Origin of the sequence: Streptomyces hygroscopicus subsp. hygroscopicus (genome assembly GCF_030269125.1) — a bacterium.
In the GTDB taxonomy this organism is placed as follows: Bacteria; Actinomycetota; Actinomycetes; order Streptomycetales; family Streptomycetaceae; genus Streptomyces; species Streptomyces hygroscopicus_C.
In genome coordinates this window covers 1-22,719 of the sequence record NZ_BSSM01000016.1, presented here as the reverse complement: position 1 = coordinate 22,719, position 22,719 = coordinate 1, and the positions used below count along the sequence as shown (strand labels likewise).

The 22,719-nt window shown below is 73.3% G+C and carries 21 protein-coding genes and 3 pseudogenes; 13 read left to right on the top strand and 11 right to left on the bottom strand.

Annotation, left to right across the window (positions count from 1 at the left end; genetic code table 11):
* Positions 1-195: 195 nt before the first annotated feature.
* Together QSK45_RS29475 and QSK45_RS29470 are read left to right on the top strand one after the other, a co-directional pair.
* Entirely contained in the window at positions 196-1,695 is a 1,500-nt protein-coding gene (locus QSK45_RS29475) for a metallophosphoesterase family protein (protein WP_285561929.1), read from the top strand.
* A 104-nt stretch (positions 1,696-1,799) separates the two neighbouring features.
* Positions 1,800-2,828, top strand: coding sequence for an LLM class flavin-dependent oxidoreductase (locus tag QSK45_RS29470; protein WP_285561928.1), 1,029 nt, complete (start codon positions 1,800-1,802; stop codon positions 2,826-2,828).
* Between the two features lie 138 nt (positions 2,829-2,966).
* On the opposite strand, the pseudogene QSK45_RS29465 reads toward QSK45_RS29470, so the two are convergent.
* A pseudogene (locus tag QSK45_RS29465) lies at positions 2,967-3,545 on the bottom strand (TauD/TfdA dioxygenase family protein); the annotation flags it as partial.
* Between the two features lie 315 nt (positions 3,546-3,860).
* On the opposite strand from QSK45_RS29465, the gene QSK45_RS29460 reads away from it, so the two are divergent.
* The 3 genes from QSK45_RS29460 (at position 3,861) to QSK45_RS29450 (ending at position 5,895) form a co-directional block, all read left to right on the top strand.
* Positions 3,861-4,691, top strand: a complete 831-nt coding sequence (locus QSK45_RS29460; RefSeq protein ID WP_285561927.1) for an aldo/keto reductase — start codon at positions 3,861-3,863, stop codon at positions 4,689-4,691.
* A 59-nt stretch (positions 4,692-4,750) separates the two neighbouring features.
* The gene (locus QSK45_RS29455; RefSeq protein ID WP_285561926.1) at positions 4,751-5,359 is read left to right on the top strand and encodes a DNA polymerase ligase N-terminal domain-containing protein; all 609 of its coding nucleotides are present in this window, start codon (positions 4,751-4,753) and stop codon (positions 5,357-5,359) included.
* A 98-nt stretch (positions 5,360-5,457) separates the two neighbouring features.
* Positions 5,458-5,895, top strand: coding sequence for a cupin domain-containing protein (locus QSK45_RS29450; RefSeq protein ID WP_285561925.1), 438 nt, complete (start codon positions 5,458-5,460; stop codon positions 5,893-5,895).
* Positions 5,896-5,912: 17 nt separating this feature from the next.
* Here QSK45_RS29450 and QSK45_RS29445 read toward each other — a convergent pair.
* The 3 genes and pseudogenes from QSK45_RS29445 to QSK45_RS29435 all read right to left on the bottom strand — a co-directional run.
* A pseudogene (locus tag QSK45_RS29445) lies at positions 5,913-8,251 on the bottom strand (SpoIIE family protein phosphatase); the annotation flags it as partial.
* Positions 8,252-8,307: 56 nt separating this feature from the next.
* Positions 8,308-8,775 (bottom strand): peroxiredoxin, encoded by a 468-nt coding sequence (locus QSK45_RS29440; RefSeq protein ID WP_285561924.1) that lies wholly within the window; start codon positions 8,773-8,775, stop codon positions 8,308-8,310.
* A 197-nt stretch (positions 8,776-8,972) separates the two neighbouring features.
* Positions 8,973-9,497, bottom strand: coding sequence for a MarR family winged helix-turn-helix transcriptional regulator (locus tag QSK45_RS29435; protein WP_285561923.1), 525 nt, complete (start codon positions 9,495-9,497; stop codon positions 8,973-8,975).
* Between the two features lie 261 nt (positions 9,498-9,758).
* On the opposite strand from QSK45_RS29435, the gene QSK45_RS29430 reads away from it, so the two are divergent.
* The 4 genes from QSK45_RS29430 (at position 9,759) to hemC (ending at position 13,142) form a co-directional block, all read left to right on the top strand.
* On the top strand, positions 9,759-10,142 hold the full coding sequence (locus QSK45_RS29430) for an SH3 domain-containing protein (RefSeq protein WP_285561922.1): 384 nt from the start codon (positions 9,759-9,761) through the stop codon (positions 10,140-10,142).
* 187 nt (positions 10,143-10,329) lie between these two features.
* Positions 10,330-11,109, top strand: a complete 780-nt coding sequence (locus QSK45_RS29425) for an XRE family transcriptional regulator (RefSeq protein ID WP_285561921.1) — start codon at positions 10,330-10,332, stop codon at positions 11,107-11,109.
* A 116-nt stretch (positions 11,110-11,225) separates the two neighbouring features.
* Positions 11,226-12,182 (top strand): ATP-dependent DNA ligase, encoded by a 957-nt coding sequence (locus tag QSK45_RS29420; RefSeq protein ID WP_285562088.1) that lies wholly within the window; start codon positions 11,226-11,228, stop codon positions 12,180-12,182.
* 18 nt (positions 12,183-12,200) lie between these two features.
* Positions 12,201-13,142 carry a hydroxymethylbilane synthase gene (hemC, locus tag QSK45_RS29415; protein WP_285561920.1) on the top strand — a complete coding sequence of 314 codons (942 nt, stop codon included), beginning with the start codon at positions 12,201-12,203 and terminating at the stop codon, positions 13,140-13,142.
* A gap of 24 nt (positions 13,143-13,166) precedes the next feature.
* Here hemC and QSK45_RS29410 read toward each other — a convergent pair whose 3' ends face one another.
* The 4 genes from QSK45_RS29410 to QSK45_RS29395 form a co-directional block, all read right to left on the bottom strand.
* Entirely contained in the window at positions 13,167-13,691 is a 525-nt protein-coding gene (locus QSK45_RS29410) for a hypothetical protein (protein ID WP_285561919.1), read from the bottom strand.
* 184 nt (positions 13,692-13,875) lie between these two features.
* Positions 13,876-14,739: an ABC transporter permease gene (locus QSK45_RS29405; protein WP_490993632.1), complete on the bottom strand. Its 864-nt coding sequence runs from the start codon at positions 14,737-14,739 to the stop codon at positions 13,876-13,878.
* A complete protein-coding gene (locus tag QSK45_RS29400) occupies positions 14,696-15,589 on the bottom strand; it encodes an ABC transporter ATP-binding protein (RefSeq protein ID WP_285561918.1) in 894 nt (297 codons plus the stop codon). Before QSK45_RS29400 ends, QSK45_RS29405 begins: the two co-directional genes overlap by 44 nt.
* A complete protein-coding gene (locus tag QSK45_RS29395) occupies positions 15,586-16,149 on the bottom strand; it encodes a MarR family winged helix-turn-helix transcriptional regulator (RefSeq protein WP_285561917.1) in 564 nt (187 codons plus the stop codon). The genes QSK45_RS29400 and QSK45_RS29395 overlap by 4 nt, the downstream gene beginning before the upstream one ends.
* Positions 16,150-16,411: 262 nt before the next feature.
* Here QSK45_RS29395 and QSK45_RS29390 point away from each other — a divergent pair, with 262 nt between their 5' ends.
* On the top strand, positions 16,412-17,218 hold the full coding sequence (locus QSK45_RS29390) for an RNA polymerase sigma factor SigF (RefSeq protein WP_285561916.1): 807 nt from the start codon (positions 16,412-16,414) through the stop codon (positions 17,216-17,218).
* Positions 17,219-17,311: 93 nt separating this feature from the next.
* Here the strand turns inward: QSK45_RS29390 and QSK45_RS29385 are convergent.
* A pseudogene (locus tag QSK45_RS29385) lies at positions 17,312-17,623 on the bottom strand (ANTAR domain-containing protein); the annotation flags it as partial.
* Positions 17,624-17,750: 127 nt separating this feature from the next.
* On the opposite strand from QSK45_RS29385, the gene QSK45_RS29380 reads away from it, so the two are divergent.
* On the top strand, positions 17,751-18,581 hold the full coding sequence (locus QSK45_RS29380) for a VOC family protein (RefSeq protein ID WP_285561915.1): 831 nt from the start codon (positions 17,751-17,753) through the stop codon (positions 18,579-18,581).
* Between the two features lie 45 nt (positions 18,582-18,626).
* Here the strand turns inward: QSK45_RS29380 and glgX are convergent, their stop codons facing one another.
* Together glgX and QSK45_RS29370 are read right to left on the bottom strand one after the other, a co-directional pair.
* Complete coding sequence (gene glgX / locus QSK45_RS29375; protein ID WP_285561914.1) at positions 18,627-20,777, bottom strand: glycogen debranching protein GlgX; 2,151 nt, start codon at positions 20,775-20,777, stop codon at positions 18,627-18,629.
* Positions 20,774-21,286 (bottom strand): pep a2, encoded by a 513-nt coding sequence (locus tag QSK45_RS29370; RefSeq protein WP_285561913.1) that lies wholly within the window; start codon positions 21,284-21,286, stop codon positions 20,774-20,776. The genes glgX and QSK45_RS29370 overlap by 4 nt, the downstream gene beginning before the upstream one ends.
* A gap of 303 nt (positions 21,287-21,589) precedes the next feature.
* Between QSK45_RS29370 and QSK45_RS29365 the strand changes: the two genes are divergently transcribed.
* Positions 21,590-21,889: a DUF5133 domain-containing protein gene (locus QSK45_RS29365; RefSeq protein ID WP_285561912.1), complete on the top strand. Its 300-nt coding sequence runs from the start codon at positions 21,590-21,592 to the stop codon at positions 21,887-21,889.
* Between the two features lie 109 nt (positions 21,890-21,998).
* On the top strand, positions 21,999-22,719 hold a 721-nt coding region (locus QSK45_RS29360), incomplete at its 3' end, for a maltotransferase domain-containing protein (RefSeq protein ID WP_285561911.1).

Here is a 22,719-nt window from a genome sequence, read left to right as displayed (position 1 = left end):
CGGGCCCCAGGCCGTGACCGCGGGAACCCTCCGGCGGTCCGGCTCGCCGTGCGCGGGTCCGTCCCCACCCCGGCTCGCGCACTCCCGCCCGGTGGACCGGCGACGGCGGGGTCGCTGCGAACGGCGGTGCGGACGCGCGCCGTTGGCCCGAACCCGGCCTCCCGCCGCTGGTCGGCGCGTTGTTACGGTCTTCGCGTGTCTGACTCCTCTCGTGATACCGCACAGGGCGCCGGCTGGGGCTCGGCCGAGCCGGGTGCCTACAAGCAGCTGATGCCGGCCCACGTCGAGAAAGTGTCGTGGCTGGACCCCCGGCTGCTGTGGGCCGCCCGCAACGGCGTGCTGGCCTCCTGGTTCGGCGACCCCACCGGCCGCACCCGCGGCCGGTGGGTGTCCCGCAGGCAGGCCGCGGGGGTACCCGCCGACAAGGTGTTCCGGCGGGAGGTGCCGGACAGGTTCTCCTTCATGGTCATCGGGGACCCCGGCGAGGGCGGCGACTCCCAGTACGCCGCCGTGCCGGGGTTCCTGAAGATCGGCCAGGGCACCGAGTTCGCGGTGATCACCAGCGATGTGATCTACCCGGTGGGCAGCGCCGACGACTACGAGGACAAGTTCTTCCGGCCGTACCAGGACTACCCGGCGCCGATCTACGCGATACCGGGCAACCACGACTGGTACGAGGACCTCGGCGCCTTCATGCGCGTCTTCTGTGCCGACACGCCGCCGCTCGGTCCCGCGCCCCGCCCGCGCCCGCTGAGCCGCGCCTGGTGGCAGGCGCTGCTGTGGCATCGGCCGCACCCGACCGACGGACAACGCCTCGACGTGGCACGGAAGTTGCGGTCCGCGCCCGAGCAGCGGGCCGAACAGCCCGGACCCTACTGGGCGCTGGACGCCGGACCGGTGCGGATCATCGGCATCGACACCGGCCTCCTCGGCACCCTCGACGCCGAACAGGGCGCCTGGCTGCGCGAGGTGTCCCAGGGACCGCGGCCGAAGATCCTGGTCACCGGATCACCGCTGTACGTCGACGGCGAGCATCACCCGTGCCCGATCGACGGCGGCGGCACCGTGGACGACATCGTCCGGGAACCGGAGCACCACTACGTGGCCGCGATCGGCGGCGACATCCACAACTACCAGCGGTACCCGGTCCAGGTGGACGGCCGCACCATCCAGTACGTCGTCTCGGGCGGTGGGGGCGCGTTCATGCACGCCACGCACACCATCCCGCGGGTGTCGGTCGGCGGGGTCACCGAGCGCGACTTCCGCTGCTACCCGCTGCGCGGCGACTCGCTCGCCTTCTACAGCCGTCTGTACGCCCGCCGGCTGGGCCTGCGCCGCCTCGGTCTCAGCGAGTCGGAGGCCACGGCCGTGATCGCCGAACGCCTCGGCATCGAGCCGGGCCGGGCCCCGGGGCCGGACACCCGGGTCACCCGGCGCACCCGTCTGGTCGCGAGCCTCCTCGGGGCCGGCGGCCGCCCCGACCGCACCTCGCGCTTCCGGCTGCCGGTGCGCAAGATGTACACCCAGCTCTTCTCGCCGTCCTCCGTCACCTACACGCCGCCCTTCTTCAAGTCCTTTCTGCGCCTTGACGTCGACGCGCGGGAACTGCGCGTCCGCTGTTTCGCCGCGACCGGCAACCGCCCGCAGGAACTGGACCCGCCCATGGAGGACGAGGTCGTCATCCCCCTGGAGTGACCCCGCCGGACGGTCGGGGCCCGCCCGCGAAAACCGATCACACGGTTGTCACACTCGGCTGTCACACTCGAAGCGGAACCGCCGTACGACCGCTGGAGGAGCCCGTGCCGCCCACCCCACGCCCCCTGCGCAAGCTGGGCTTCCTCACCATCGGTCTGTTCGACCCGGCGGACCCGGCCCGGGGCCACCAGTCCACGCTGGAGATCATCGAACTGGGCGAGCGGCTCGGCTTCGACAGTGCCTGGGTCCGCCACCGGCATCTGCAGTACGGCATCTCGTCCCCGGTCGCCGTCCTGGCCGCCGCCTCGCAGCGCACCCGCCGCATCGAACTGGGCACCGCGGTCACACCGCTCGGCTGGGAGAACCCGCTGCGCCTCGCCGAGGACCTGGCGACCGTCGACGTCCTGTCCGGCGGCCGGCTGAACCCGGGCGTCAGTGTGGGCCCGCCGATGCACTACGACCAGGTGAAGCACGCCCTCTACCCGGACACCGGCGACAGCGAGGACTTCGGCCACGAGCGCGTACGGCGACTGCTGGACCTCGTCCGCGGCAAGCCGGCCAGCGACTTCAGCGGGGTCGAGGGCTTCGAGGTGTTCAGCGATGTGGTGCAGCCCCACTCCCCCGGGCTCGGCCGACGGCTCTGGTACGGCGGCGGCAGCCTCGGCTCCGCTCGCTGGGCGGGTCTGCACGGGATGAACTTCCTGACCAGCAGCGTCGTCAAGGCCGAGGACCCGGAGGGGCCGCCGGACTTCGCGGAGACACAGCTGGCCCTGATCCGGGAGTTCCGGGCGCACCACCCCGAAGGCGAGGCCGCCCGGGTCTCGCAGGGGCTGGTGGTGATACCCACCGACTCGGCGACACCCGAACAGCGCGCCAGGTATGCCGAGTTCGCGGCACGGCGGCTGCCCCGCACCGCCACCCCGCAGGGCCCGGCGCGGCTGCTGTTCGCGCCGGACCTGGTCGGCACCTCGGCGGAACTGGCCGAGCGGCTGCGGGCGGACGCCGCGTTCCGGGAGGTCGAGGAGGTGGCCTTCGCGCTGCCGTTCACCTTCGCGCACGAGGACTACGTACAGATCCTCACCGACATGGCGACGAAGCTGGGCCCCGCGCTCGGCTGGCGACCGGCGGGCTGACCGTCGGTCGGTGCGGACGACCGGCACCTCGCCGTGCGGCATCGCCCGGTGCATGATCCCGGGCGCGCCGACGTGCGTGTGGTCGCCGGGGGCCAGATGAACGGTGGCCCGGTTGTCCCAGAAGGCGACGCTGCCCGGTTCCCAGCGGAAGCGGACCGTGTACTCCGGGCGGGAGACGCCGGTGATCTGCTCGACGTAGTAGCCGTTGACGAACAGCACCCGCTCCCCGGTCCCTGGGTCCCCCGGACGAGGGGGTGCACGGAGGCCGCCTGGTGGTCCAGGAGGTGGCGCAGGTACGCGTCGTCGCCGGGCCGGGGGCTGGTAGCCGACGCCGAGCCGGTGCTCGGCCCGCAGGCCGTCCACGAAGGCGCGCACGGGGGCCGAGAGGCCGGCGTAGGCGGCGGCCAGGTCGGCCCAGGTGGTGTCGCCGCCGGGCGGGACGGACTCGGCGCGCAGGATCGTCGCGGCCGGCGGGTCGACGCGGGCGCCGTGATCGCAGTGCAAGCCGCGCGACAGGGTGGGCCGGCGGCGCGCGAGCCATTGCTCGTGGTCCATCCCGTACCGGCCGCCCGGTTCCAGCCGGTCCGCCGTGGTCTCCACCTCGGGGAAGTCCGGGGGCGAGGCGCCGCCGCGGCGGCCGACGACGACGGGTTCGCCGAAGCGGCGCGCGAAGGCGACGTGGCCGGCGTGGTCCAGGCGCTGCTCCCGGAAGAACACCGCCTTCCAGCGCGGCACGGCCGCAGGATCAGGTCCACCGCGGCGTCGTCGAGGGGACCGGCGAGGTCGGCAGCGCCGATGTGCCCGGCGACCGGCCGCACCTCCACGTCCCCGGCCCGCATGTCCACGCCCGCGGCCCGCTCCTGCCGCTTCGCCGCGACCCTGTCCGTCGTCGTGCGCGCGCTCCGCTGCTCGGCCGTACCGGCCCGGGGCGGCCCGTGCCGTCCGCCGGCTTCGTCGCGCCCGCCCGGTTGATCACCACTCACCCTATCCATGAGGCTGGAGGCACGACACTGTCGAGCGGAAGGTCCCCGCATGAACCGCGTACCGGTGCACACGCTCAACGACGGCACGACGATCCCCGCCATGGGCCTCGGTACCTGGCCGCTGGACGACGCGGCGGCCGAGCGCGCCGTGCGCGGCGCCCTCGGCCTCGGCTACCGGCTGGTGGACACCGCCACGAACTACCGCAACGAGACCGGTGTGGGCCGTGCCCTCGCGGACGCCGGGGTGCCCCGCGAGCACCTGGTGGTGACGACCAAGCTGCCGGGCCGCCACCACGGCTACGAGGAGACCCTGGCCTCCTTCGAGGAGTCCCGGCGGCGGCTGGGCCTGGAGTACGTGGACCTGTACCTGATCCACTGGCCCAACCCCCGGGTCGGCAGGTACGTCGACTCCTGGAAGGCGATGATCAGGCTCCGGGAGGACGGACTGGTCCGCTCGATCGGCGTCTCGAACTTCACGCCCGAGCACATCGTGCGCCTGGAGAAGGAGACCGGGGTGCTGCCGTCGGTCAACCAGATCGAACTGCACCCGCTGTTCCCGCAGGAGGAGCTGCGCGCCTTCCACGCGGACCGGGGAATCCTCACCGAGAGCTGGAGCCCGCTGGGCCGGGGCGGCCATCTGCTGGCCGACCCTGAGGTCACCCGGATCGCCGCCGAGCACGGTGTGACCCCCGGGCAGGTGCTGCTGCGCTGGCACGTCCAGCTGGGCGCGCTGCCCATCCCCAAGTCCGCCGACCCCGAGCGGCAGCGCACCAACCTGGACGTCTTCGGCTTCGCGCTGGACTCGGACCAGATGGCCGCGATCGCCCGGCACGCCCCGCGCAGGCTCGGCGGGGACCCGGAGACGCACGAGGAGTTCTGAGACCCGCGCGCGAGGGGGTACCCGGGCCACGTGAGGCGGACGCACGGAAGGAGCCGCACGTGGCGGAAGAGGACCGGCTGCGGACGTACCGCGGCAAGCGTGACTTCGAGCGGACCCGGGAGCCCTCGGGCGGGCGGTCGGCCGAGGGCGGCGGGCGCCCGCGTTTCGTGGTGCAGATCCACGACGCGCGCCGGATGCACTTCGACTTCCGGCTCCAGGTGGACGACGTCCTGAAGTCCTGGTCGGTGCCGAGGGGCCCGTCCGGCGACCCCGGCGACAAGCGGCTCGCCGTGCCCACGGAGGACCATCCGCTGGCGTACGAGGACTTCGAGGGCGTGATCCCGAAGGGCGAGTACGGCGGCGGCACGGTGATCGTGTGGGACCGGGGGACGTACGAGCCGCTGAGCCATGACCGGCAGGGGCGGCCGGTGGACTTCGCCGAGTCGCTGGAGCGCGGCCACGCCACGTTCCGGCTGCACGGCACCAAGCTGCACGGCGAGTACGCCCTGACCCGCTTCCGCGGCCGGGACGGCGAGGACGCCTGGCTGCTGGTGCGCAAGGGCCCGGCGGGGAAGGCCGGGCACGGCGCCCCCGATCCCCGGCGGGCGCGCTCGGTGCGCACCGGGCGCACCCTCGCCCAGGTCGCGGCGGACGGCATCGAACGGTGACCGTCCTCATTCCCCGGTGTTCCCCGATTCCGGCCCCGACGGGCCCGCGGGGCGTCTATGTTCGCGCCGACATCCTTCGCTGCCTTGGAGGCATCCGAATGCGCACAACACTGCGCGGCGCCGCCCTGATCGGCGCCGTGACCGCCGCCACCGTACTGACCTGCGGGACCGCCGGGGCGACTCCGCCGGGTCCGGGGGTGACGGCCCGCACGATCACCGAGCGGACCGTCGGGGGCACCGACTACACCCTGCGGGAGATAACGATCCCGCCCGGCCAGAGCACCGGCTGGCACTTCCACGACGGACCGCTGTACGGCGTGGTGCGGCAGGGCGCGCTGAGCCACTTCGACTCCTCCTGCGCCTCCGACGGGGTGTACGCCGCGGGCCGGCGGATCCAGGAGCCGGCCGGACCGGGGAACGTGCACATAGGGCGCAATCTCGGTGACACCCCGGTCGTACTCGACGTGCTCTACGTGCTGCCGCACGGCTCCCCGTTCTCCGAGGACGCCGCGAACCCGGGCTGTTCCTTCCAGTAGGCGGCCTCCCGGGCGTCGGGGAGCGGCTGTTCGGCCCAGATGGTCTTGCCCGTCTTGCCCGCGGCCGTCTGCCTGCTCCCCCAGCGCTGGGTGAGCTGCGCGACCAGCAGCAGCCCCCGGCCGCCCTCGTCGTACACCTGTGCCCGGCGCAGGTGGGGGGAGGTGGAACTGCCGTCGGAGACCTCGCAGATGAGGGCGCGGTCACGGATCAGCCTGAGCTGGATGGGGGGTTCGCCGTAGCGGATGGCGTTGGTGACGAGTTCACTGACGACCAGTTCGGTGACAAAGGCGGTCTCCTCCAGCCCCCAGGCGGCCAGTTGCCGGCCGGCCGCCTGCCGGACCACGGCCACCTGGGCGGGATGGGCCGGCACCTCCCAGGTGGCGACCCGGTCGGCGCCGAGGGCGCGGGTGCGCACCAGCAGGAGGGCCACGTCGTCGCCGGGCTGGTCGGGCAGTACGGACTTCAGGACCCCGTCGGCGAGGGCGTCGAGGGAGTCGGCCGATGCCCCGACGGCGCGGCGGAGTTCGTCGTCGGCGCCCCCGTCGCCGTCGCGGTGCGCGACCAGGCCGTCGGTGAAGAGCGCCACGACGGAGCCCTCGGGCAGGTCCAACTCCGTCGCCTCGAACGGCAGTCCGCCGATGCCGAGGGGCTGCCCGGCGGTCACGGGCACGAACTCGGCCTGTTCGCCGGGCAGGACGAGAAGCGGGGCGGGGTGGCCGGCGGAGGCGAGCGCGAGCCGGCGCGAGACGGGATCGTAGACGGCGTACACGCAGGTGGCACCGAACTCCGCGACCTCCTCGCGACCGTTCTCGGCGGCCAGGTGGGTCACCAGGTCGTCGAGGTGGGTCAGGAGTTCGTCGGGCGGCAGGTCGACTCGGCGAGCGTGCGCACGGCGGTGCGCAACCGGCCCATGGTGGCCGAGGAGCTGATGCCGTGGCCCACCACGTCGCCCACGACCAGGCCGACCCGGCCGCCGGAGAGCGGGATGACGTCGAACCAGTCGCCGCCGATGCCGGCCTGCGAGCGGCACGGCAGATAGCGGTGGGCCACGTCGAGCGCGACCTGTCCGGGCGGCCCGCTCGGCAGCAGGCTGTGCTGGAGGGCGAGTGCGGTGGTGCGTTCGCGGGCGAAGCGGCGGGCGTTGTCGATGCAGACGGCGGCGCGGCTGGCCAGCTCCTCGGTGAAGACGGCGTCGTCGGGGCCGTAGTCCTCCGGATGGGCGAGCCGGACGCACACCACGACGCCCAGCGTGGTGCCGCGGGCACGCAGCGGTGCGGCGATCATGGAGTGGACGCCCTTCCGGAAGGGCCGGCCCTCGGGCGCGTGCTCGTCGCGGTCCGCGAGCCAGGCCCGGAAGCCCGGCTCGCCGGCGTGGGCGAGCACCGCGCGACCCTCGCGCAGCGCGAGGGCGGGTGGGGCGGGCGGCCGGTAGATCTGCGTCTCGCCGACTCGCACGGCCACGCCGGGGGCGATCGGTCCGGTGGACTTGCAGGCGACGCGGTGCAGCTCGACGTCGTCCGCGGGGAGCATCGGCGGCTCGTCCGCGCCGAGCACCCAGTCGAGCAGGTCGACGCTCGCGAAGTCGGCGTAGTGCGGAACCAGGACCTCGATCAGTTCCTGGGCGGTGCGCACCACGTCCAGCGTGGTGCCGATGTGGGTGGCCGCCTCGTTGAGCAGGGCGAGCCGGCGTCTGGCCCAGTACTGCCCGGTGCTGTCGTAGGCGGCGATGGCGACCGCCGTCCGGGTGCCGGAGGCGTCGTGCAGCGGCCACATCTCCAGGCTCCAGAAATGCTCCCGGTCCAGCGCGGGGGCGACCGCGAAGTTCTCGTAGCGCACGGGCGTGCCGGTCTCGGCGACCTCGCGGAGATGGCGGAGAAAGCCCCGGTTCTCCTCGATGTCGGCCACGGTGTCCGGGAAGAACCGGCCGGTCAGCGCGACCTCGGGGACGCCGAGGACCTTGCAGGCGGCGTCGTTCACGCGCAGGTAGCGCTGCTGGAGGTCGAAGACGGACATCGACATGGACGCCTGTTCGAAGGCTTGTGCGGCGAGTGCGGTGCCGGGTGGTTCGGCCGTGACGGCGTAGCCCGCGGACCGTCCGTCGCCGCGGTCGACGGGGCAGACGGTGACGGCCAGGTCGAAGCGGTGGCCGTCGCGGTGGCGCAGGGTGACGGTGCCGTACCACGCCTCGGCCCCCGCGGTACGCGCCTCGACCGGCGGTTCCCCTGCGAGCAGATCCGCGGCGGGACGGCCCACGACCTCCTCGGCCGGGTGGCCCGTGAGCAGCCGCGCGCCTTCGCTCCACCCAGTCACCCTGCCCTGAGTGTCGATGACCGCCACGGCGGCGACACGGTCCATAAACCCCAGGATGATCCGATTGTCGTAGCTCCTCAAGCGCGGAGCCGCGACCGCGGTCAGCCCCGGTGGGCGCGCAGGGCGGCGAGGGCCTTGTCGGCGTGGGTGCTCATGCGCAGTTCGCTGCGGACGATCTCCACGACGGTGCGGTCCTCGGCGATGACGAAGGTGACGCGCCTGGTGGGGGCGAGGGTGAAGCCGCGCCTGACCCCGAACCGCTCGCGGACCACCCCGTCCGCGTCGGACAGCAGCGGCATGCCGAGGGTGTGCCGCCCGGCGAACTCCCGCTGCTTGTCGACGTCGTCACCGCTGATGCCGACGGGCCGGGCGCCCAGGGCGGCGAACTCGGCGGCGAGATCGCGGAAGTGGCAGGCCTCGGCGGTGCAGCCCGGGGTGAGGGCGGCGGGGTAGAAGAAGAGGACCACGGGCCCGTCGGCGAGCAGTTCGCCGAGGCGGCGCACGGTGCCGGTCTCGTCGGGCAGGGCGAAGTCCTCGGCCTTGTCGCCGACCTTGACGCGTCCGCTCATGACCGGGCCTCCGTGACCGCGGCGTCGAGGACGGCCGGAGCGGACCGGCGCGGGGCGGCCCCGGGGTCGGCGGGCGGCGGGAGCGGGTGTTCGGAGCAGGGCACGGTTCCTCCTCGGATGGCCTGCCGCCGGATATTACTGGACGGTAGACCGCCGGGCGGACCCTTCGCACGACTTCTCCACGCCGTCCCGGGGGCTCAGCCCTCCCCGACGGCTTCCCTCGCCTCCGGCGCCGCCTCCACCTCGGCGGAGTACGCGAGGAAGTCGTCGACCATCCGGTGGAAGAGCACGGCCAGCTGCCGCAGCTCCTCGGGCCGCCAGTCGGCGAGGGCGAGCTGCATCTCCCCGGCACCGGCCTCCCGGATCCGGGCGACGGCCAGCCGGCCGGCGTCGGTGAGCCGGATCCGCTGGGCACGCCGGTCGTCGGGGTCGGGCACCCGGGTGACGTACCCCGCCCGCTGGAGCTGCTGCACGGTACGGGTCACGTGCGAGGCCTCCACACCGAGGCGGTGCGCCACCTCGCCGAGCCGCATCGGCTCGCAGTCGGCGATCTGCCGCAGCAGCGCCACGGCGGCCCGGTCCAGCGGCACGTCGGCGAGGGCCCGCAGCCGGTCGTGGTGCCGGGTGCGGGTGCCGAGATAGGTGATACGGGTGAGGGCGCGCTCGATCTCGGCGACCTCCGGGGAGGCCGCGGGCCGGCCGGACGGCGGGGGCGCGGGCATGCCCCAAGTCTACGCAGACCTCGCGCGGCCCGGCCTTTTCCGTCCCGGCGGCGCGAACGGCACGGTCCGAGCCGCTCCGGCACGCCGCGACGGTCCGCCGCGCCCCGCCGGACCAGGCGGCGAAGACTCCCGGCGCCCGTCCCGCGGGACGTCCCACGCCGTCCCAGGGGACGCGGAAACGGCATGGTGGGGGCCGGTCACGGCAAGGCTGGGCAAGGTGATCACGGTTCGTGGTCACGAGATCGACAGCCGGAGGTTTCCATGATCCGACGGGCCCTCAAGACCCTTCTCCCGGCCGCCGCCGCGGTGCTCGCGCTGCTGCCCGTGACGGCCGGTGCCGCCGCGGCGAGCGCCGCCCCCGCGCACCCGGCGGCAGCCGTCTCCGCACCGCGGCACCCCGTCCGCACGCACTCCTACCTCACCGGCCGGGTCGTCACCCGTCACGTCCGGCTCAACGTCCGCTCCGGTCCGGGCACCGGCTACCGGGTGGTCGGCCACCGGAACACCCGCGGGCTCGTCTCGGTCAGCTGCAAGACCTACGGCTCCCGGGTGCACGGCAACCGCGTCTGGTACCGGCTCCCGCACCACGAGGGCTACGTCTCCGCCCACTACGTGACCACCAAGCGGTCCGTCCCCTGGTGCTGACGGTCGTCCGCCGCACCGCCGACCGCCGAGGGCCTGTCCGGGAGCCGCGTCCCGAACAGGCCTTCGGCACGCGGGTGCTTGACCCGGCCCATACCTCGTCCGGTGTTGCAGCCCCCGTCCGACAGGGAAGCCATTCCGGCAACAGGGGCGAACCGCCCATAGGGGAATGGGAGTCGAGGGACGCACGATGCGGCACCCCCAAGGATCGATCGCGCCGGACGAGTCGCTGGTGGTGAGACTGCGCGAGCTGAAGGACCGTACGGGGCTGAGCCTGGCGGCGCTGGCCGCGCGCACCCCGTACAGCAAGTCCGCCTGGCACCGCTATCTCTCGGGCGGCAAACGGCCACCGCGGCCCGCGGTGGAGGCCCTGTGCCGACTGGCCGACGCCGACCCCACCGCCGTACTGGCGCTGTGGGAGGCGGCCGACGGTCCCGCTCCCCCGGACCCGTCCGTGGCGCACGCCGAGGCCCGGCGCTCTTCCTGGCCGCCGCCATGGCTCCCGGTGTCGGCGCTCGCGCTGTTCGGCGCGGCCACCGCGGTCGCCGCCGCCGTGGCGCTGTCCGGGCGCCCGGGATCCGCGCCGGCGACCCGGCCCATGAGCGAGGTGCCGCGCTGTCACGGCACGTCCTGCCAGGGCGAGTTGCCCGACACCTCCGCGTGCGCCCGGGACGCGCAGACCAGGAGCACGGTCACGGATCCGGCCTATGCCGTACGGCTGCGCTACTCACCGTCCTGCGGCACCGCCTGGTCGGAGGTGCGGATGCGCAGCCCCCGGGCCCGGGAGGTGTCGGTCCGCGCGGGCGACGCCATCCTCTCCGCGAGCTATCCGGCCGACGATGTGACCAGCGTCAACAGCCCGATGCTCCCCGTGGGTTCACCCCGGGGTGTGGAGGCGTGCGCGGAGATGGGCGGGAAGGTGGCGTGCACCGGGCTGGACGCGGGCAGGCCGCCGGGCGACCGGGGCTGAGGGGGCGACCGGGGGCAGCCCGTTCAGGGGAACCGGCGGCCGAAGGCGCGTGAGCGGGCGGCCGGCGGTCGACATCTCCAGCCGTGACCGCCGTAGCCCTGCCGTTGATCGCGCCCATGCTCGCCACCCCCGGCTCGCTGCCGCCCGCCGCACAGGACGCGCGCTGGGCGTACGAGACCAAGCAGGACGGGCAGCGGGTGATGGTCTACCTGCCCGGGGACGGCACCCTGGTCCTGCGCGCCCGCTCGGGCGAGGTGATCACCGGGGCGTATCCGGAACTGGCACCGCTCGGCGGCGTGCTCGGCGACACGCCCGCGATCCTCGACGGCGAGGTGCTGGCCCTGGACGCGGACGGCCGGGCCGACTTCCAGTTGCTGCAGAGCCGGATGGGACTCGCCCACGCTCCCGCTCGGGCCGCGCGCCGGGCCGCGCGGGTGCCGGTGCATCTGGTGCTCTTCGACGTGCCGTTCCTGGTGGAGCCGCAGCTGCGGCAGCCGTACGCACGGCGCCGGGCCCGGCTGACGGAGCTGGGCCTGTCCGGGCCGTACTGGTCGACGCCGGGCGCGGTGACCGGGCACGGCGCCCAGGCACTCGCGGCGACCCGGGAGCACGGTCTGGAGGGCCTGGTGTGCAAGCGGCTGGACTCGGTGTACGAGCCCGGGGTGCGCTCCCGCGCCTGGATCAAGATCCGCAACACGCGCGCCGAGGACGTGATCGTGGGCGGCTGGCTGCCCGGCAAGGGGCGGCTGACCGGGCTGCCGGGCGCGGTGCTGGTGGGCCAGCGGGACGCGGACGGCCGGCTGCGGTACGTCGGCGGGGTGGGCACCGGCTGGAGCGAGGCGGAGCGTACCCGGCTGGCGGACCTGCTCGCGGACATGGCGAGCGAGCGGTGCCCCTTCGTGCCGGCGCCCCGCGTCCCGGGCGCCCGCTGGGTGCTGCCCCGGCTGGTCGGCGAGGTCGGCTACAGCACCCGCACCCGGTCCGGGATGCTGCGCCAGCCGTCCTGGCTGCGGCTGCGCCCGGATCTCGCCCCGGAGGACTCGGCGGCGGACCTGCCCGGGGACTCGGCATGAGGCCCGAAGGTCTATCGTGTGCGCATGCCGATTCCCGAACTGATCCGAATCGTCTCCCGTGACTCGCCCATGGCCCTGGCCCAAGTCGAGCGGGTCCGCGCCGAGTTGGCCGCCCTGCACCCGGGGGTGCGCACCGAGGTCGTCCCGGTGAAGACCACCGGCGACAAGTGGCTGGGCGATCTGGCCCAGGTCGAGGGCAAGGGGGCGTTCACCAAGGAGGTGGACGCGGCGCTGCTGGCCGGGGCCGCGGATCTCGCGGTGCACTGCGTGAAGGACGTGCCCGCCGACCGGCCGCTGCCCGCCGGGACGGTGTTCGCCGCGTTCCTGAAGCGGGACGACGTGCGCGACGCGCTGGTGCACCCGGGCGGGCTCACCCTGGACGAGCTGCCGGCCGGCACCCGGATCGGCACCTCCGCGGTGCGCAGGATCGCCCAACTGGCCGCCACCCACCCGCACCTGGAGTGCGTGCCGTTCCGGGGCAACGCGAACCGCCGGCTCCAGAAGCTGGCCGAGGGCGAGGCGGACGCGCTGCTGCTCGCGGTGGCCGGCCTGGAGCGCATCCGGCGCACCGATGTGATCAGCGAGGTGCTGTCCCCGGAGACGATGATGCCGCCGATCGGTGCGGGCATCCTCGCCCTGCAGGTCCGGGAGGACGACACCGAGCTGATCGACGCGGTGAGCGGGCTCGGCGACCCGGACACCTACCGGGAGGCGACGGCCGAGCGGATGTTCCTGCACGTGCTCCAGGGACACTGCAACAGCCCGATCTCCGGGTACGCGCGCGTCGACGGCAGCGGTGAACTCTCCCTTCGGGCCTGTGTGTTCACGCCCGACGGCAAGACGCGGCTGAACGCCCACGAGTGGGCGGGGCGGCTCGACCCCGCCACGCTCGGCACCTCGGTCGCGGTGGCGCTGCTGCGGCAGGGCGCGCGGGAGATCATCGACGGCATCCCGCACTGAGCGGTACGGGGGAGCAGCCGGGGCTCAGGCGGTACCGCGCTCCGTCTGCTCCTTCAGGAAGGCGCTGACCTGGTGGGCCAGGTCGCCCTGCCCGGGACCCACGGGGGCGGAGGGGGTGCCCGCCTCCAGGACGCCGGTGCCGCCGGCCCACAGCCGGCGGTCGGTCCACTCCTCGTCCACCCGCAGCTGTACCTGCACGTCCACATGGCAGAGCGCGGCCTCGGGGGCGGCGGCGTAGAGGACGGCTGTGGCCCGGCGCAGCGGATAGACGTCGAAGCCCTCGATGAACTGCGAGTTGCGCCAGTCGATGAACGCGCCCTCGCCGTCCGGGCCGACGCGGACGTCGATCTGCCCGTCCTCCAAGTGGACGCCGAAGTGCCGCGTGCCGCGGTTCTCGATCGTCACCCGGACACTGAAATACGTCAGCCCGGCCGCGGCGTCGTCGCGTCCGCGCGGCGGTTCGGCCGCCTCCAGGCGGTGGACGCGGACCCGCAGACCGGCATGCTCCTCGTACTCCTGCCAGTCCCCGACCACGTTCGGCTCGTACACAGTGCCCCTCTCGACCCCGAGTGTCTATCTGTGGGCTCAGCGCACTGTCAAATGAGCGGAATGCGCCGTGCCCAGGGGGTTCGCCCGCTTTGATCGTCGATCACAGCGCTGCCCAGGAAGAATCCTCCCGAGCCGCTTTCCGGCGCGCCGCGGCGCGTGCCGCACATCACGTTCCCCGGCAAGATCACCGGGCCAGCCGGCCGAGCAGTGCGGAGGCCGCGGTGATGCCGAGCGCGGCCGCGATCGTCAGCACCCCGAAGTCCGCGGCCGGATGCGAGGGCGTGCCGAGCAGCAGCCCGCGCAGCGCGTCGACTTGGTAGCTCAGCGGATTGACCTTGCTGACCGCCTGGAGCCAGCCCGGCATCACGGAGACGGGATACAGGGCGTTGGACCCGAAGAACAGCGGCATGGTGATCGCCTGTCCGAAACCCATCAGCCGGTCGCGGCTGAGCACGATGCCCGCGATGGTCATCGAGAGGCAGGAGAAGAACACGGAGGCGAGGACCACCGCGAGGGCGACGCCGAGCAGCTTCAGCGGGTTCCAGGTCAGGGCGACGCCGAGCACGGCGGCGATGACGATCACGACGATCGCCTGCACCAGCGACTTCACGCCGGCCGCGAACGCCTTGCCGGTGATCAGCGCCGAACGCGGGGTCGGGGTGACGAGCAGCTTGCTCAGGATGCCCGCGTCGCGCTCCCAGATGATCTGGATGCCGTAGAAGATCGCGACGAACATGGCGGACTGGGCGATGATGCCGGGCGCCATGTAGTCGATGTACGGGATGCCGCCGGTGGGGATCGCCCGGATCCGGGTGAAGGTCTGACCGAAGATCAGCAGCCACAGAGCGGGCTGGACGGCCCGGGTGTACAGCTCGGTGCGGTCGTGGCGCAGCTTCTGCAGTTCCACGGTGCACAGGGCGAGCACGCGGGCCGGCGGCAGCCGCCAGCCGGCGCGCGGCACCGGGGGGCTGAGCAGCAGCGCGGTGTCCTCGCCGGGGGTGCGGTCAGCCGACGCGGCGTGCGGTGCGGCGGGTGCTCCGGACTTCACGGAAACCTCCTCCGGTGTTGTCGTCGAGGCCGCTGCCGGCGACGTCGCGGAAGACGTCCTCGAGCGTGGGCAGGGTGTCGGTGCCCTTGCGTTCGGCGAGGCCCCGGCGCAGTTCCTCGGGGGTGCCGAGGGCGCGGACGCGGCCGCGGTGCATCAGGCCGACCCGGTCGCAGTACTGGTCGGCCTCGTCCATGTGGTGGGTGGTGACGAGGACGGTCATGCCGGTCGCCTCGCGCACGGCGTTGACGTGCTCCCACACGCCGGTGCGGGCGATCGGGTCGAGACCGACGGTCGGCTCGTCGAGGATCAGCAGCCGGGGCGCGCTGACCAGGGCCTGGGCGAGTTCGAGGCGGCGGACCATGCCGCCCGAGTAGGTGCCGGCGAGTCGTTCGGCGGCGTCGGAGAGGCCGACGGCGGCGAGCGCCTGGTCCACCCGGGCGGTACGCTCGCGACGCGGCACGTCGAAGACGCGCGCGAACAGGGCGACGTTCTCGCGTCCGGTGAGCCCGCCGTCGGCGGACAGCTGCTGCGGGACGTAGCCGAGCAGGCGGCGCACTCCCATGCGCTCCTTGGCGGCGTCGTGCCCGAAGACGCGGACCATGCCCGCGGGGACCGGCAGCAGGGTGGTGACGCAGCGGATGGTGGTGGTCTTGCCGGCGCCGTTCGGTCCGAGCAGTCCGAACACCTCACCCTGGCGGACGCCCAGGTCAAGCCCGTCGACGGCCCTGGTCTCGCCGAAGGCGTAGGTGAGCCCGGTGCAGCTGACGGCCTCGGCGGGGGCGGTGGCCGCCTCGCCCGCGGCGGTGGCCGGAGCGGTGGTGGCGGTCGGTCCCGCCGGGTCGGTGGTCATGATGGCGTGCCCTCCGTCCAGGGTGCCTCACGGACGGGTCCCGCCCCGGCCGGCGTGGTCACGGGCTCCCCGGTCTCCTCACGCAGCCGGCCGGCCAGCCGGCGCAGGGCCGGGAGGGCGGCGCGCAGGGCCGCCTGGTCCGCCTCGTCCAGGCGGTCGAGGTTGCGGCCGACCAGTTCGGCGCGGCGGCGGTGCCAGTCCTCCAGGCGCTTCTCGGCGGCCCCGGTCAGCCGCAGTCGCGCGGCCCGGCGGTCGGCGGGGTTGGTCTCCCGCACCAGGTACGCGTCCCGTACGAGCTGGTTGACCAGCGTCGACACGGAGTTGCTCGCCAGGTGCAGTTCCCTGGCCGCCTCCGAGACGCCGATGCCGGGCCGGGACTCGACCAGGCGCAGCAGTTCCACCTCGGCACCGCGCGGCCGGGGCCCGGCGAGGCCCCCGCGCAGCCGGCGCCGGATCAGCCGCTGGACGCCGACGAGCGCGTCGGCCAGCTCCGCCGGGAAGGTCTCCGGGGCGCCGGGCGGCGTCTCCCGGCCGCGCCCGCGCAGCGCTTCGTCCTCCACGTCCGGAGATTAACTCTGCTACAGAGGTAGCGCCCGTCGGGCGGCTCCGGAAGCGGTCAAGGCGATCGCACTGTTTTTCCTGTATGCGGTGATTTGTTTCGCGATGTCCGTGAGCGGGAAAGAGCACCTACGTGCTTCGGACAGGAGGCACTTCCGTGGGAGCCGGCCGCCGCGCGGCCTGACGCCCAGTCTCCGTTTCCCGAGCAAGCGCGCGCCTCCCACGGTGTCTGTCCATCCAGCACCGGCGAGAGAGGTGCGCGCGATGCGTGTCACTGGCAGCACCAACCCCAGGTCTCACCCCCATCCACATGACGACGCGCCCGACACGGGCGAGTCCTTCGAACGGCTCGTGGAGATGCCCGACGGCCCCGAGCGCCGGGCGCTGCGGGACGAACTGGTCCGGCTGTGGCTGCCCATGGCCGAGCGGATCGCCGTGCGGTTCCGCGGTCGCGGGGAGTCCCTGGAGGACCTGTACCAGGTGGCCGCGCTGGGCCTGGTGAAGGCCGTCGACCATTACGACCCCGCGCGCGGCCGCGCCTTCGAGGCGTACGCGGTGCCCACCATCACCGGTGAGATCAAGCGGCACTTCCGCGACCACATGTGGACCCTGCACGTGCCCCGCCGGGTCCAGGACCTGCGCAACCGGGTCCGCACGGCGGTCAAGGAGCTGTCCCAGTCCACGCCGGGCCGGCCGCCCACGGTGGCCGAGATAGCCGCGCACACCCGGCTCGAAGAGGACGAGGTGCGCACCGGGATGGAGGCGCTGGAGTGCTTCTCCGCGCTGTCCCTGGACGCCGAGGTGGCGGGGACGGACGGTTACGCCCTCGGGGACTCGCTGGGCGGGCCGGACCCCGGGTACGACCTCGTGGTGGACCGGGCGGCCGTCAAGCCGTGTCTCGCGGCACTGCCCGAGCGTGAGCGCACCATTCTCTACCTGCGGTTCTTCCGCGGGATGACGCAGAGCAGGATCGCGCAGCAGCTGGGTATCTCGCAGATGCACGTGTCGCGGCTGCTCAGCGGGTGCTTCGACCGGCTGCGGGAGGAGCTGCTGTCGGAGGCGACGCGGTGAGGCCGCCCCGCCTCAGGGCGAGCCGGTCCGGCCGGGGGCGGGCGCGGCCGGCTGCTCGGGCGCGGGTACCGGCTCCTCGGGGGCGGGCACGGGTTCCGGGTCGCCGCCGGGTGTGCGGGCGCGCCCGTACCGGTCCAGGGCGTCCTCCAGGGCCGCGCCGATCTCGTACGGGAACTCGCCCCTGCGGCCCCAGATCAGGACCAGTTCGGCGACGTTGCGCAGCTTGATGTTGGTGTGCTGGGAGACGTCCCGCAGTACCTCCCAGCCCTGCCGCGGGGTGACGCGGCCGAACGCCACCATCATGCCGATCGCCTGGTCGACCACGGCGTGCGAGGTCACGGCCCGCTTCAGCTGGTCGACCTCGGCCTCCAGGGCGGCGATCCGCTCCGGCTCACTCTCTGCCATGCCTCCATCGTGCGCAGCGGCCTGTTCCCCTGCCACCGGGGGTACTCGACAGGCGCCCCACCCGCTTCCGGTCGGACACTGGAACCAGACCGGTCCCCCCGGCCCCCGAAAGCAGGACACGACCGCCATGAACGAAGAACCCCCTGTCAGCGACGGAGCGAGCGGTACCGGGCACGGGCCGCGCACCCGGGAGGTCGTCTCCACGCAGTCCGTCTTCGGCGCACCGTGCTGGGTGAGCCTCACCAGCCGTGACCTCCAGGCCACCCAGGACTTCTACACGGCCGTACTGGGCTGGCGCTGGCGCGGGGCCAAGCTCGGCGAGCACTTCCGGGTCGCGCTGGCGGACGGGGTGCCGGTGGCCGGGATCGCCGCGGTGGCCTCGATGTGGCAGATGGCGGTGGCGTGGACGCCGTACTTCGCGGTGCCGGACGCGGATGTCGCGGTGGCGCGGGCACGGGAGCGGGGTGGTACGGCGGCGGTCGGACCGCTGTCCTTCCCGCCGGGCCGGGCCGCGCTGCTCGCCGACCGCGACGGGGCGACGTTCGGGATCTGGCAGGGGGAACTGGTCTCCAACTGGGAGGCGTGGCGGCGGGCCGCGCCCACGTTCATCCGGCTGCACACCCGCGACGCCTTCGACTCCGCGATGTTCTACGGCGAGATCCTCGACTGGGCGTCGGGTGAACCCGGGTGCTGCGAGGTGGAGTACGACGGTGACGAGGTGGTGCTGCGCAGCCGGGGGGACGCCGTGGCGCGCATCGACTCGGGCGCCGTGGAGGCGGCGCCGGACCCTTCCGTCCGCCCGCACTGGCAGATCCACTTCGCGGTGGCGGACGTCTCGGGATGCGCCCGAGCGGCGGAGAAACACGGGGGCAGCGTCCTGAAGGAGGACGAGAAGGAGGCGATCCTGCGGGACGCGGACGGCGCCCAGTTCACGGTGATGTCCCGGCCCGCCCGCTGACCCGGCGCGCCCCGTGCGGGGCGCGGCGCCGTGTGTCGTCCCTGGTCACCTCCGGGCCCGCGCCTTCGAGGGCCGCGTGAGCAGGACCAGGCTCCTCGCCTCCACCCGAAGCCGCGTCCCCGCTTTCCTCTCCCGCTCGTCCGGAACGCCGTCGGCGGCCGCGGTGTCGATCAGGGTCGTCCAGCGCTCACCGAAGCTGTCGTCGGGGAGGCGGAAGTCCACCGGTTCCCAGTAGCCGTTGAGGAGGAGGAGGAAGGAGTCGTCGGTCAGCTTCCGCCCGTGCCCGTCCCGTTCCGCGATCGCGTCGCCGTTGAGGAAGACCCCCACGGAATGCGCGTCGCCCCGCTGCCAGTCCCGGCCGGTCATCTCACGGGCGTCGGGCCGGAGCCACATGAGATCCGGCAGCGGCTGCCTCGCGTTCGTCGCGGTCTCGCCCCGGAAGAACCGGCGCCGGCGCAGCACGGGGTGCGCGGCGCGCAGCGCGATCAGGCCCCGGGTGAAGTCGGCCAGGTTCTCCTGTTCCTCGGTGAGTCGCCAGTCCACCCAGGAGATCTCGTTGTCCTGGCAGTACGCGTTGTTGTTGCCGCGCTGGCTGCGGCCGAGCTCGTCCCCGTGGCACAGCATGGGAATTCCCTGCGAAAGCAGCAGTGTGGCAAGGAAGTTGCGCTGCTGGCGGCCCCGCAGTTCGAGCACGGCGGGGTCGCCGGTGTCCCCCTCCGCCCCGCAGTTCCAGGACCGGTTGTGACTTTCCCCGTCCCGGTTGTCCTCCCCGTTCGCCTCGTTGTGCTTGTCGTTGTACGACACCAGGTCCCGCAGCGTGAACCCGTCGTGCGCGGTGACGAAGTTGACGCTCGCCCGGGGCCGGCGCCTGCTGTGCTGGTACAGGTCGGAGGAGCCGGTCAGCCGCGAGGCGAACTCGCCGAGCGAGCCGGGCTCGGCGCGCCAGAAGTCCCGTACGGCGTCCCGGTACCGGCCGTTCCACTCCGACCACAGCGGCGGGAAGTTGCCGACCTGGTAGCCGCCCTCCCCCACGTCCCAGGGCTCGGCGATCAGTTTCACGCGGCTGATCACGGGGTCCTGCTGGATCAGGTCGAAGAACGCGGAGAGGCGGTCCACCTCGTGGAACTGCCGGGCCAGGGTGGCCGCGAGGTCGAACCGGAAGCCGTCGACGTGCATCTCGGTGACCCAGTACCGCAGCGAGTCCATGATCAGCTGGAGCACGTAGGGGTGCCGCATCAGCAGGCTGTTCCCGGTGCCCGTGGTGTCGTAGTAGTGCGCCCAGTCCCCGTCGACCAGGCGGTAGTACGAGGCGTTGTCGATGCCCCGGAAGGACAGCGTGGGTCCCCTCTCGTTGCCCTCGGCGGTGTGGTTGTAGACCACGTCGAGGATGACTTCGAGGCCGGCCGCGTGCAGCGCCTTCACCATGGCCTTGAACTCGTTGACCTGCCGGCCCCGGGAACCGAAGGCCGCGTAGGAGTTGTGCGGCGCGAAGAAGCCGATCGTGTTGTAGCCCCAGTAGTTGGACAGGCCCCGGTCCTGGAGCACGCCGTCCTGGACGAACTGGTGCACCGGCATCAGCTCCACCGCCGTCACCCCGAGCGAGGTCAGGTGTTCGATGACGGCCGGGTGGGCGAGGCCGGCGTAGGTGCCGCGCAGCCGCTCGGGGACGTCCGGGTGGGTGCGGGTCAGCCCGCGCACATGGGCCTCGTAGATCACGGAGTCCGCGTACGGGGTGCGCGGCGGACGGTCGTCGCCCCAGTCGAAGTACGGGTCGGTGACCACGCCCAGCATGGAGTGCCCGGCGCTGTCCGCGGGGTCCGGGCCGTCCGGTGAACGCTCGTACAGGGAGGCGTGGTTGTCGATCTGGCCGTCGACGGCGCGCGCGTACGGGTCGAGCAGCAGCTTCCTCGGGTTGCAGCGGTGGCCGAGCGAGGGCTGCCAGGGGCCGTGCACCCGGTAGCCGTAGCGCCGGCCCGGCCCGACGCCGGGCAGATAGGCGTGCCAGACGAAGCCGTCGACCTCGTGCAGCCGGACGGACGTCTCCCGTCCGTCGTCGTCCACGAGGATCAGTTCGACCCGCTCGGCGACCTCGCTGAACAGCGCGAAGTTGGTGCCCTGTCCGTCGAAGGAGGCACCCAACGGGTAGGGCTGCCCGCTCCAGACGGGCAGCCCTTTCCGGGTGGTGCGGGCGCTCACCGGCTGCCCTCCAGGGCGTCGTCACCCGCGGGCGCGGGGGCGGCCAGGACGGCCACCTGATGCTGGCGCGGCTCGTGCAGGCCCGTGCTCAGGAACGGCTCCGGCGGCAGCGGCACCAGCGGCACCCGTTCGCCGGCGCGGGCCCGCTGCGAGAACCAGATGATCTTGCTGCCGGTCTCGGAGGCGCAGCAGCCCCAACCGTCGCTCATGGCGGCGATGTCCGCGAGGCAGGCCCGCAGATCCTGGTCCGGGCGCAGCTCGGGGTCGTCGTCGCCGAAGGCGGTGATGAGGTGCTGTCCGTTCCACCACATCTCGATGGAGGTGTGCTTGTCACTGGCGTGCTGGTCGATCGCCCGCAGCAGCAGTTCGGCGCCGCGGCAGACGGGGGCCACGAGATTGTCGAGGTCCCAGTGGCGGAGGTGGGCGGCCAGGATGCGGCTGACCTGTCCCACCCGTTCCGGGCTGACTTCCACGTCGAGGTGGTAGTAGCAGGGCACTGCGGTCTTCATCGTCGCTTGCTCCTCACCGGCGAAGCTCTCGCTCCCCTCGCCCTGTCCGGGAGGGATCCCGGACACACAGCGTGAGCGGTGATCGCTTCTGAGTCACCTCCAACGGTGCGGCCGCTACGCCATTCGTGCAACACGAGCACACACCGGCCCCAATGGTTGAAGCTCCAACAAGACGCTGCGTCGTCACCCGTGCACCATGAGTGAAAGCCTCGATCGCCGTAACGGTGCCGCGCCCACCCCTGGGCGGCGCCACCCGACCGTCGGGAACGCGCCCAGTCGAGTGCGTGGAGGGTGGAGAGGGCCATGCTGCTACCCGCCAAGGCCGAAGTGGCCCGGCAGCTGCGGCGATACCGGGCGTGGGAGCGCGTGATGCTTGCCTCGCCGTACGACCGCAGGGTCCGGGCCACGTTCGAGGACTCGGGGTACACCTTGTGCGTCCTGATGGGCAAACGCTGTGCCCGCGAGGCGGCGGACGCGGCGGAGCGCTATCTGCGCACGAGTCTGGCCACCTATCTGCGCGAGCAGGACGGACGGCCGAAGTCGCGCCGTTCGGTGCGAAGGACGCCCGCTTCGGAGCGGCGTTCCACGGCGCCGAGCCCCTGAGCTGGCACCGTACAAGGCGTTCCCTTCGGGGACCGGCTCGGGCCGGCCCCGCTCTCGGATCGCGAAGCCGGGCCGGTGCCCGGCTTCGCGCACGGCGGAGGTGAGATACATGCGCAGGACCCCGGCCATCGGCCGTGTACCGGTACGTGACGTCCGGCCGGCCGTGGAGTGCGGAAGGCGCCCGGCGAAGGCGGTGGCCGGGGAGACCTTCCAGGTCACCGCCACGGTGTTCCGGGAGGGGCACGATGCCGTCGGCGCCAATGTGGTCCTGCGCGATCCGAGGGGCCGGCGCGGCCCCTGGACGCCGATGCGCGAGGTGTCCCCCGGCAGCGATGTGTGGGGCGCCGACGTCACCCCGGACACGACGGGCCGTTGGACCTTCCGCGTGGAGGCATGGAGCCATCCGCTGGCGACCTGGCGGCACACCGCCGCGGCGAAGGTGCCCGCCGGGATCGACACGGGGCTGGTCCTGGAGGAGGGCGCCGAGCTGTACGAGCGGGCCGCCGCCGGTGTGCCGAAGGGCCCGGAGCGGGACCTGGTGACGGCCGCGGCCCACGCCCTCGGCGACGACTCCCGCTCGGTCCACGAGCGCCTCAGGCCCGCGCTGTCGCCCTCCGTGCGGGAGGTCCTGGACCGTTACCCGCTGCGGGAGTTGGTCACCGCCTCCGACCCGATGCCGCTGCTGGTGGAGCGGGAGCGCGCGCTCTACGGCTCCTGGTACGAGTTCTTCCCGCGCAGCGAGGGCACCGCCGAGCGGCCCCACGGCACCTTCCGCACCGCGGCCCGGCGCCTGCGGGCGATCGCGGAGATGGGCTTCGACGTCGTCTACC